At 60.9% G+C, this 11151-nt stretch carries 7 protein-coding genes and 1 pseudogene; 7 read left to right on the forward strand and 1 reads right to left on the reverse strand.

The window, feature by feature from the left end; translation table 11 throughout:
* The 7 genes and pseudogenes from ABJK70_RS13215 to ABJK70_RS13245 all read left to right on the forward strand — a co-directional run.
* Positions 1 to 245 (forward strand): annotated as a pseudogene (locus tag ABJK70_RS13215) (hypothetical protein); the annotation flags it as partial.
* Between the two features lie 1020 nt (positions 246 to 1265).
* Positions 1266 to 1736, forward strand: a complete 471-nt coding sequence (locus ABJK70_RS13220) for a carboxymuconolactone decarboxylase family protein (RefSeq protein WP_077730183.1) — start codon at positions 1266 to 1268, stop codon at positions 1734 to 1736.
* Between the two features lie 60 nt (positions 1737 to 1796).
* Positions 1797 to 3032, forward strand: a complete 1236-nt coding sequence (locus tag ABJK70_RS13225; RefSeq protein ID WP_347258206.1) for an efflux RND transporter periplasmic adaptor subunit — start codon at positions 1797 to 1799, stop codon at positions 3030 to 3032.
* Positions 3029 to 6214, forward strand: a complete 3186-nt coding sequence (locus tag ABJK70_RS13230) for a multidrug efflux RND transporter permease subunit (RefSeq protein ID WP_077730185.1) — start codon at positions 3029 to 3031, stop codon at positions 6212 to 6214. Before ABJK70_RS13225 ends, ABJK70_RS13230 begins: the two co-directional genes overlap by 4 nt.
* 325 nt (positions 6215 to 6539) lie before the next feature.
* Positions 6540 to 8975: a sigma 54-interacting transcriptional regulator gene (locus ABJK70_RS13235; RefSeq protein WP_077730186.1), complete on the forward strand. Its 2436-nt coding sequence runs from the start codon at positions 6540 to 6542 to the stop codon at positions 8973 to 8975.
* Positions 8976 to 9533: 558 nt separating this feature from the next.
* Positions 9534 to 9839 carry a DUF6794 domain-containing protein gene (locus ABJK70_RS13240; protein ID WP_346425843.1) on the forward strand — a complete coding sequence of 102 codons (306 nt, stop codon included), beginning with the start codon at positions 9534 to 9536 and terminating at the stop codon, positions 9837 to 9839.
* Positions 9840 to 9946: 107 nt separating this feature from the next.
* Entirely contained in the window at positions 9947 to 10390 is a 444-nt protein-coding gene (locus tag ABJK70_RS13245) for a DUF2721 domain-containing protein (RefSeq protein WP_077730188.1), read from the forward strand.
* Between the two features lie 80 nt (positions 10391 to 10470).
* On the opposite strand, the gene ABJK70_RS13250 is transcribed toward ABJK70_RS13245, so the two are convergent.
* The gene (locus ABJK70_RS13250) at positions 10471 to 10686 is read right to left on the reverse strand and encodes a (2Fe-2S)-binding protein (protein WP_077730189.1); all 216 of its coding nucleotides are present in this window, start codon (positions 10684 to 10686) and stop codon (positions 10471 to 10473) included.
* Positions 10687 to 11151 lie beyond the last annotated feature (465 nt).

An 11151-nucleotide genomic window follows, 5' to 3' on the forward strand; every position in this document is an offset into this window, starting at 1 on the left:
CCGTGGCCGGGGAGATCCAGGAGCAGGCGGTCCAAGACGCGGAAATTCGGCCCTTGGGTCGATTCCACTACATTTATCCGGCGGTCCGCTACCCGGTGATCGATTGCGGCCAAGTCCATGTGTGGCCTCAACGTTGGGAGCTCCCTGATGTCTACGTCCCGCCCTATCGGTTCGGCCCTCGCGAGTGGCGAGGGACTGGCTACGCTTACCCCTATTACTATCAGCCATATCAGCCGTTTCGGTAATCGACCGTTTCAGGAGCACAACGATCCGGAGTTTGGTAAAACGGGTTCTCCATGCGAGCCCTGCGCGCTTTACTCTGCCGGAAAGTTTTACTCTGAACACCATTTCCAATTCTCGGCGATCGACGAATGAAAGCGCTTTTGGTGTGGATGCTGGCCGTATCCTTTCGGCTTCAGGCCGAAGTAGGCCCGGTCAACTATGTAAAGGTTCACAAAAATTGGTGGAGTGGGAAGAGCAACTGGCCGATACTCCTGAAGATCCGCTCATCATCAAGCTCTAAACGAATGCTCTTGGCATGGAGCAAAAGCCAAACTACGGTCCGACGCCTTCTCGTCGGGTAAGAAAGGTCGACATGAATCCCTTGAGGGCGCCGGCGATTGCCGCCAGTTGGGGCACGGCTATTGTTTTGGTAACGCCTTTATGCGGCCTCTGGTTCTCATGCGGCTGTGATTGGCCTTGGGTCAACTTTTTCTTTGTTTGTAACGCCATAGTCAACACGCCAATCCCCCATTGTCCTTGGTGTGTGGATTCACTAACCGCGGCCACAAGCATCGGTTTTAGTATCGCCGCAAGTTCGTTGGCTGCTTGGAAGTTTCGTCCCACGGTCTCGAACGCTTTGGTGAGAATTCTTTACCGATCCGGAGTCGGCACCGCTGTCTTTGTCGGCGCGCTTCTTATCGCGGGTTGGTTGACGGCTCTCGCCACTGGCTATCCTTCGTTTCTGGGCATGAGGTTGAATTAAACACGGCTGGCAACGCCCGGGTCGCCCCATTTTGCCTAGACAACCGGGACATGCGGCGTTTAGTTCGGAAGGAGACTAGCCCTGATGCGCGGCGATATCTCGCCTCGGGGCGAGATATCGCCGCCTCTGTCCCGCGGCTTGCTGCGATAAATTCGCTTCCGTACCGCAAGCTCAAGGTAAACGTTTGATCCATAAAAGTTCGAATGAACCGGTCGGGGCTGGTACGAAAGTTGATAAAAAGAGAATCCAGTCCCAGAGGTTAACCCACCACGAGAAGGCCATGACGAAAAGACGTTTGGACTATGCCAAAGCGGCGCCGGACGCCATGGAGGCGATGTGCGCGCTACAAAAGTACGCGGACGAATGCGGTCTCGAGCGATCCCTGCTGGAGCTCGTCAAGATCCGAGCCTCTCAGATCAACGGCTGTGCCTACTGCATAGACCTTCACACCAGGGAGGCGAGGGCTCTGGGCGACACCGAGCAGCGGCTCTACGCGCTCAGCGTCTGGCGCGAGGCGCCGTTCTATACCGATCGGGAACGGGCCGGACTCGCCTGGTGCGAAGCGATCACCCAAATCAGCGAAGGACACGCCCCGGACGAGGTCTTCGAACAGGCACGCGCGCAATTCACGGACGAAGAGCTGGTCAAGCTCACGCTGGCGACCATCGCCATCAACGGGTGGAACCGGCTCGCCATCGGCTTTCGGAAGGTACCGGACACCTACCGGCCAGCGTGTGGAAAGTTCCGGTAAAACCCTGGCGTGCTGGCGATGCGCTCCGGGAAGTCGTGCAAAGTAAACGGTAGCAAGAACGTGATCAACAAAAGGTACTGGATAGTTCAGGCAAGCTGGCTCGGCCTCCACCTGAGCCTGCTCGCCGGCTGCGGCCAACCGACGGCGGAGCCGGCAGGACCGCCGCCCCCGGCGGTTGCGGTAAGCCGGCCGATTCAACGGGAAGTCGTGGAATGGGAAGAGTACACCGGACGGCTGGACGCCGTGGAGACCGTAGAGGTGCGGGCTCGCGTGGGGGGATATCTGGAAAAGGTCAATTTTAAGGACGGATCCCTGGTCAAGAAGGGCGACCTGCTGTTCGTCATCGATCCCCGACCTTATAAGGCCGCGCTCGGACGGGCGCAGGGAGAGCTGGCGCGCGCCCAGGCCCGGCGCGACCTGGCGAAAAACGATCTGGCGCGGGCGCAGCGGCTGTTCGAGAAGCGGGTGATTTCCGAAGAGGAGCTCGACACCCGCGACAAGAACCTGCGCGAGTCCATCGCCGCCGTCCAATCGGCGCAGTCCGCCGTCGACGAGGCCAAGCTCAACCTGGAATTCACCGAAGTGCGCGCCCCGATCAGCGGACGCATCAGCCGGGAACTCGTCACCGAGGGCAATCTGGTGAACGACGGAACCGGGACGGCGACCCTCTTGACCACCATCGTTTCGTTGGACCCCATTTACGTCTATTTCGAGGTCGATGAGCAGGCGTATCTGCGCCAGGGCGCCAGGAGGCGAACCGGCGAGCGGGGCACCTTGCAGGAGGCGGTGAACCCCGTGTTCGTGGGGCTGGCCGATGAAGAGGGCTTCCCGCACGAAGGGCGCCTGGATTTTCTGGACAATCGATTCGATCCCGCTGTCGGCACCATCCGCGCCCGCGCCGTGGTCGACAACCCGGATGGGATGTTGACGCCGGGGCTGTTCGCGCGCGTGAAACTTCCGAGCAGCGGCAAGTTCCCGGCCGTGCTGTTGGACGACAAGGCGGTCCTCACCGACCAGGATCGCAAGTACGTCTATGTGCTCGATGCCGACAACCGGGCGCAGCGTCGCGACGTCAAGCTCGGGCGGATGTTCGATGGCCTCCGCATCGTCACCGAGGGCTTGGGCGCCGACGACGCGGTGGTCGTACACGGAGTCCAAAAGATCTTCTTCCCGGGCATGCCGGTCAGCCCGCAGTTCATCAAGATGGGCGATCCCCCGCCGCATCCGGCTGATCCCAAGCTGAACGCCGGTAATGAGCAGACCTCGGCAAACCGGACCCGGGAGCCCAGCGCATGAGGGACTTTTCCGCCTTCTTCATCGACCGCCCAATTTTCGCGGCAGTCTTGTCGATCCTCCTGTTCGTCGTCGGAGTGATCGCGATCCCGTTGCTTCCGGTGGCCGAATACCCCGATGTGGTGCCGCCTTCGGTGCAGGTGCGCGCGGTTTATCCCGGCGCCAACCCCAAGGTCATCGCCGAGACCGTCGCCACCCCTCTCGAGGAAGCCATGAACGGGGTGGAACACATGATGTACATGAAGTCGGTGGCGGGCTCCGACGGCGTGATGTACCTGACCGTCACCTTCAGGCCGGGTACCGACGTCGACCTCGCTCAGGTACAGGTCCAGAACCGCGTCAACCAGGCCCTGCCGCGGCTCCCGGAGGATGTGCGCCGGCTCGGCGTCACCACCGAGAAGCAGTCGCCCAATCTGACCATGGTGGTGCATCTGCTCTCGCCGAACCAGAAGTACGACACCCTGTACCTGCGCAACTATGCCACCCTGCACGTCAAGGACGAACTCGCGCGCCTGCCGGGCGTGGGCCAGGCGATGGTGTTCGGCGGCGGCGACTATTCGATGCGCATCTGGCTCGATCCGGACAAGGTCGCCGCGCGCGGCATGGCGGCGGGCGACGTGGTCCGGGCCATCCGCGAACAAAACGTCCAGGTCTCGGCGGGAACGATAGGCGGCCCTCCGCAGCCGCGCGTCAGTGATTTCACGCTGTCGATCAACGCGCAGGGGCGGCTGGTCACCGAGGAGCAGTTCGGCGACATCGTGGTCAAGACCGGCGCCGGCGGCGAGATCACCCGCCTGCGCGACGTGGCGCGGATCGAGCTCGGCGCCTCCGAATACGCGCTGCGCTCGCTGCTCAACAATCGGCAGGCGGTGGCGGTCGCGATTTTCCAGGCCCCCGGCTCGAACGCGATCGAGCTCTCCGACAGCGTGCGCGCCAAGATGCGCGAGTTGGAACGCTTCTTCCCCGAGGGGGTGAAGTGGGACGTGGTCTACGACCCGACGGTGTTCGTTCGCGATTCGATCGAGGCGGTCGTGAAGACGCTGTTCGAGGCCGTGCTCCTGGTGGTCGCGGTGGTCATCCTGTTCCTGCAGACCTGGCGAGCCTCGATCATCCCGCTGCTCGCGGTACCCGTCTCCATCGTCAGCACCTTCGCGGTGTTGCTGTTGCTGGGCTTTTCCATCAACACGCTCACGCTGTTCGCCTTGGTGCTCGCCATCGGCATCGTGGTGGACGACGCCATCGTCGTGGTCGAGAACGTGGAGCGCAACATCGCCAACGGACTGGCGCCGCGAGCGGCGGCCCATCAGGCCATGCGCGAAGTCAGCGGCCCCATCATCGCCATCGCGCTGGTCCTGACGGCGGTCTTCGTGCCCATGGCCTTCCTGTCCGGCGTGACCGGCCAGTTCTACCGCCAGTTTGCCGTGGCCATCGCCATCTCCACCGTGATCTCGGCGGTGAATTCGCTGACATTGTCACCGGCGCTGGCGGCAACGCTGCTCAAGCGGCACGGCGCGACACCCGATCCGGTGACGCGCGTGCTAGACACGCTGTTCGGCTGGCTGTTTCGACCCTTCAACCGCGGCTTCCAGCGCAGCGCCGAGGCATACTCCGGCGCCGTGGTCAGGATCCTGCGCCGAAGCGGCCGAATCCTGGTGCTCTACGGCGGTCTCATCGGCCTGACCTGGCTGAGCTTCCAGGCGGTGCCGGGGGGCTTCATCCCGACCCAGGACAAGCTGTATCTGATAGGCGGCGTCAAGCTGCCGGAAGGTGCCTCGCTCGATCGTACCGAAGCGGTGGTGCGCACCATGAGCGAGATGGCCCTGTCCACCGAAGGGGTCCGCGATGCCGTGGCGTTTCCGGGGCTCAATGCCCTGCAGTTCAGCAACACGCCAAATACCGGTACGATCTTCTTCGGCCTGCACGGGTTCGACGAGCGCCAGCGGCCGGCGCCCGAGATCGTCGGCGAGCTGATGGGCAAATTTTCCTCGATCCAGGAGGCCTTCGCGTTCGCGATCATGCCGCCGCCGATACTCGGCATCGGCACCGGGTCCGGCTTTTCGCTCTACGTCCAGGACCGTGCGGGCCTGGGCTACGGTGAATTGCAGCATGCGGTCCAGGGACTGGCGGGCGCTCTTTCGGAAGTACCGGGGATGGGGTTTCCCATCAGCTCTTATCAGGCCAACGTGCCGCAACTGACGGCCGACGTCGACCGCACCAAGGCGAAGCGACATGGCGTGCCCTTGAGCGAGGTGTTCGAAACGCTGCAGATTTACCTCGGTTCCACCTACGTGAACGACTTCAACCGCTTCGGCCGCACCTATCAGGTCTACGCTCAGGCCGACGCCCAGTTCCGCGACCAGCCCGAGGACGTCCTCACGCTGCGCGCCCGCAACCAAGCCGGAGAGATGGTGCCGATCGGCAGCATCGTGACGGTCCGTCAGACCTATGGGCCGGACCCCGTGATCCGTTACAATGGCTACCCCGCCGCGGACCTCATCGGCGAGGCCGATCCCAGGATCATGTCCTCGAACGAAGCCATTGCCGCCATTGCCTCCCTGGCACCTCGGGTGCTGCCCGCCGGAACGAGTTACGACTGGACCGACCTGAGCTATCAGCAGATCCACGAAGGCAATGCCAATAAAGTCGTGTTTCCGCTGTGCGTGTTATTGGTATTTTTGGTACTCGCCGCGCTCTACGAGAGCTGGACGCTGCCGTTGGCGGTCATCCTGATCGTGCCCATGTGTCTGCTCTCGGCGCTGTTCGGCGTGTGGCTGACGGGAGGCGACAACAATATCTTCGTCCAGATCGGGCTGGTGGTGCTGATGGGGCTCGCCTGCAAGAACGCCATCCTCATCGTCGAGTTCGCGCGCGAGCTCGAGGGCGAAGGCCGCGGCATCGTCGCCGCGGCGATCGAGGCGAGCCGGCTGCGGCTGCGGCCGATCGTGATGACCTCGGTGGCCTTCATCGCCGGCGTCGTCCCGCTGGTGTTCTCTCACGGCGCCGGGGCCGAGGTGCGCCGCATCATGGGTGTCACCGTGTTCTCCGGCATGCTCGGGGTGACCTTATTCGGCCTGTTCATGACACCGGTCTTCTACGTGGTCATCCGCGCCCGGGTGGCACGGAGGCGCGGGCGGGCACCGGTCCCCGCCGTGGTGGACGAACTGGGGAGGGTGTCCGATGACTAGCGCGAAGCCCGTCGCTGTGGGTTCGGCCCTGGGCCTCGCGCTGTTAAGAGGGTGTCTTCGCCATCCCGACCGAGCCCGAAGCCGAGAGCGAGGAATGGCCAATCGATAGGCTGTTTGCGATTGTAAGGCCTCGCGCAACGGCCTTATTCAACCGGCTTCTTTTCTAGGCTGATCTTTGATACCGTCATGCGTGGAGAACGAAGCGGATAGCCGAAACGGTGACGGTTCCGACGTTCTCGCATCACTTCACCAAGTTCGCGTGATTCACGGGGGGACATCAGTTCGAGGACATGCAGGCCTACATCATTCAGGCAGCATCGCGACCATGCAAACGCTGATCACCGGCGGTATTCCCAATATGGACCGCAGCCCGCCGGAGGACAGGGTGCTCAACATCGCCAAGGGGATTTCCAGTGCGACCGGTGAAAGCTTTTTCCGCTCATTAGTCGAACACCTTGCCGCTTCCCTTGACGCCCACCGCGTCTTCATCGGCGAGCTGGTGGAAGCCGGCTCGGAACGGGTGCGCACCATCGCCGTGTGGGCGGACGGGAAAATCGTAGACAACTTTGAATACGATCTGGCGCATACCCCTTGCAGGCACGTGATCGGCAAGAGCCTGTGCTCCTATGCGAGCGGTGTGCAGCAATCGTTCCCCCAGGATCGGTTTCTCGCCGAGATGAAGGTTGAAGGGTATGTGGGAACGCCGCTTCTTGATTCGGGCGGCCGTGCCCTGGGCCTGATCGTGGTGTTGTTCGACCACCCCATCGAAAGCCCGAAGCTGGCCGAATCGATCCTGCAGATTTTTGCCGTGCGCGCCGGGGCCGAGTTGGAGCGCCGCCGGGCCGAAATGGCGCTGCGGCACAGTGAAGAACGCTGGCGCCAGGTGTTTGAGAATTCCGCGATCGGTATCGCATTATCCAACGTGGATGGCCGGTTTCTGGCCGCCAATGCCGCCTTTCAGCGAATGCTGGGTTACACCGGAGAGGAACTGCTTGCACTCTCCTGGCCCGATATCACCCACGAGGAAGACCGCGGCAATAACTTGGCCCTTTACCAGGAGTTTCTCAGCGGGAAGCTCCAGCAGTTCAAGATCGAAAAGCGCTATCGGCGCAAGGACGGGAGGGTGCTCTGGGTCAGCAACACCATTTCCCGGGTTTTGGACGGAGGCTACTGCCCCGGCTTTGTCATGGCATTGGTCGAGGATGTCACCGAGCGCAAGCGGCTGCAGCAACAATTGCAGGAGGAACACGAGCGACTCCGCCTTTTGCTGAATCTCACCAACGAGGTGCTTTCGCACCTGGATCTGAGACAACTTTGCCAGGCCGTTTCGTCGAGCGTCCGGCGCGTCATGCAGTGCGATTTCGTGGGTCTTACTCTGCCCGATCTCGAGGCGGGCGGGATGCGCCTTTACACGCTCGACTTCCCGGACGGCAAAGGAACCGTCCGGGCAGGCGCGCTTTTTCCTATGGAAGGGACGCCGTCTGGTCTGACGTTCCGGACAGGTCGCCTCCAGGTCTTCGACGCCCAGCGCATGGCCCAGTTCGATAGGGGAATCAATCCTGGCCTGGCGGAGGGTCTGAAATCCGGTTGTTTCTTTCCGCTGATCCATTGCGACCGCTTGCTCGGCACCTTGAATCTATTGCGGCTGGCGGACAGCGTCTTCAGCGATGGGGAGATCGATTTCCTGGAGAAAATCGCCGGGCAGGTGGCGATCGCCGTGGACAATGCCCTGAATTACCGTGAAGTGAGTGAGGCGAAGGAACGGCTGGCAGAGGAGAAGCGCTGTCTTGAAGACGAAATCCGGATCGAGCACGACTTTGGCGAAATCATCGGCGAAAGTCCTGCGCTGGCGTGCGCTCTCAAACAGGTCGAAATCGTGGCGACGACCGATGCGACCGTCCTGATCTCCGGTGAGACAGGTACCGGCAAGGAACTCATCGCCCGGGCCATTCACGACCTGAGCGCGCGCTCCGCTCACCCCTTCGTCAAGGTGAACTGCGCGGCCATCCCCAGGGATCTGCTGGAGAGCGAGCTGTTCGGCCATGAGAAGGGCGCCTTCACCGGGGCGATCGCGCGGCGCATCGGTCGGTTTGAACTCGCACACGAGGGCACTCTGTTTCTCGATGAAATCGGTGAGATTCCGTTGGATCTGCAGCCCAAGCTGCTGCGGGTGCTGCAGGAGCAGGAGTTCGAGCGGCTCGGCAGTGCCCGTACCGTTAAAACCAATGTCCGGCTGGTGGCGGCGACCAACCGAAACCTGGCCCGGATGGTCAAGGAGCAGACGTTTCGTGACGATCTGTATTACCGTCTGAACGTCTTTCCCATCACGGTTCCGCCTCTACGCGAGCGTCCCCAGGACATTGCGCCCCTGGTGCGACATTTCGTGGAAAAGTTCGCGCGGCGCATCAACCGCCCGATCACCCACATTCCCAACGAGGTGATCGAAGCGCTCAAGCGTTATCAATGGCCGGGCAACGTGCGCGAGCTTCAGAACGTCATCGAGCGCGCGGTGATTCTGTCGCCCAATGGCGTGCTGCGCGTGCCCCTGCCCGATTCGGTATCCGTTCACAAGGAATCTTACACAATGCGGGGCGCATCGAGAACACTCGAAGACGTCGAACGCGAACACATCCTCCAAGTCTTGCGGGAAACCGACTGGGTGATCGGCGGGCCGAAAGGGGCCGCGGAACGACTGGGCCTCAAGCGGAGCACCCTGCGCTCCCGCATGGAAAAACTCGGCATATCCCGCGACATGTCGTGACGAACATTATCGCTTTCAATAAGGCATTAATTTTTGTAGGGTGGGTTAGGCCGCGAGGCCGTAACCCACCGAACGGCCTCGGACCTGTCCTGAGCCAAGTCGAAGGGTCGGTGGGTTACGCGGGGCCTGTCCTGAGCTTGTCGAAGGGCCTGTCACGAGCGGAGCCGAGGGGCTATAACCCACCATCGATGGGTTTCGGTTCGCTCTACCCATCCTACGATGAATGTTCACTCGAATGCCGAATGGAATAAGACTCGAAAACGTGTCACAGGCCATATCCCGCTTCTTCATGGTATCCAGGTCGCGGCTGCCGATAGCCGCAGCGGTGAGTTGCATGGATTCTTGTCTTGCCCGGTTGAAATCGCTAACTATGGGGGCGGGTGACCAAGAGACCGAAGCCACGGTCGGCCTGTAGGAGACGGCCGCATTGCAGTACATGTTCTTAAGCTTTTTGTATTGCCAATGCGCGGTCGAATGTTCCTTGCCTCTTTATGGCTAAACTCCAATATTCCCGATTTTGGTCCTTATTTCCGGCAGCTTCCTCTCATCATAAAGAAAATGACCAATCCGTTACCATCGCCCGATTCAGAGGCCGATCAGAGTTTGCCTCGAACCCTTCGAGAAGCCGTGGACCGGTTGACCCTCCAGCTGAGTCAGGCCGAAAAAGACAAAATTGCCGCGGCATCCAGTGCGGACGCCATCATTGTCCACTTCAGCCTAGGGGCTTATATCCGGAAGGTCTTTGGTCTTTGGCGCGGAAACAAGGCGCTGATGGCATCCTGTGGCGCTCTCAATCCCGAGGAGGCTTCGGTCGTGATTATCCGTGAGCTGTGGGCAAGGTTGCGGCGCCAGTCCGGTCTGTGATGTGAGCGCAGCTTGCTACCCTTCTGTAAGGAGGAGATTAATCTCATGAAGCGCGGTCTTCCTCCAAATTGTCCTTTTGCTCAACCATTTAATCTGTGAGGCTGTCGATGCAAGCCACTGCCACCGATATTGCTCATGTCATAGAACTTGCGGTGGCGCCCGTATTTCTTCTTACCGGCATCGGTGCTCTACTGTCGGTGCTTAGCTCTCGCGTTGGCCGCATCGTTGATCGGTCCCGCCAGATCGAGGACAAACACGCCGGCACGGACGAACACCTCCATCCGGACATTCAGTGCGAGATCAGTATGCTATCGCGCCGCGCCCGCATAGCGTACTGGGCGATTAGCCTCTGTACGGCCTGTGCCTTGCTCATCTGTACACTCATTGTCGTTCTGTTCGTCGGGGCCTTCTTAAGCCTGGATGTTTCGAACGCTATCGCGATTCTCTTTATCGCCGCGATGGCCGCCCTGATCATCGGCCTTTATTGCTTCCTGCACGAAATTTATCTGGCGACCGCCAGCTTGCGGTTCCGATGGCGCTACCGAAAATGAGCACCGTTATCAGCTGCTGCCAACACCATCGTTTGGCATCAATCTTCCTTCGCCGTGTTGTCGAGGAAAACAGAGCGGCGCTATAGGGCATCGTGCAAAACAGGCGAAGCATATTCGGCTAACAAGGCCAGAATGTCTGTATCGCAGGCCCCGCAACCTGAACATGCACCGGTCGCTCTCGATATGCTGTCCAGGTCGTTGACTCCCTTATCGACAAGTCGCTTGATCTGTCCTGTCGTCGTCCCGCTACAGCGGCAAATCACGTTCTTTTTCTGGTCGGGATGGTTGATGTTCATTTCAATGGCGAAAGTCTAGAGTTCTAGGGTAAGGCACAACGGATACCGTCGTGACTGCTTCGCGCCGTCGTGGGTCGGGCGGGTAGGGAGCCGTGGTCGAGGAGCTCTTTGATCCGGTCGACAGGGTGGCCGCTCTGAACCGGAAAACTCGGTTCCATCGGCGCCGGTTGCAGAAACGCCCCGTGCGCATCCGTCGGTATTTTAAACTTCGGAAGATTACTTATCCGGCCGCGGCCGGATGATTCTGATTTAACTCAATGCCAATCCTGTGTCGGGTGTTATCACCGTTTTCATTGCGCAGTAGGCACTATCGGTCGAGCATGGATTTCCGTCTGAGCTATTAATCAGGCCCGTAAATACCCTCCTGGTATTTCGGGCCGCCGCCCAGGCCCGGTACACGCCCGGCCTGGGCTCACGCGGCTTGTCGCCGCGCCGGGGCATCCCTGCCCCGGATTAACCCGGCCT

Origin of the sequence: Methylocaldum sp. (assembly GCF_039794385.1) — a bacterium.
In the GTDB taxonomy this organism is placed as follows: domain Bacteria; phylum Pseudomonadota; class Gammaproteobacteria; order Methylococcales; family Methylococcaceae; genus Methylocaldum.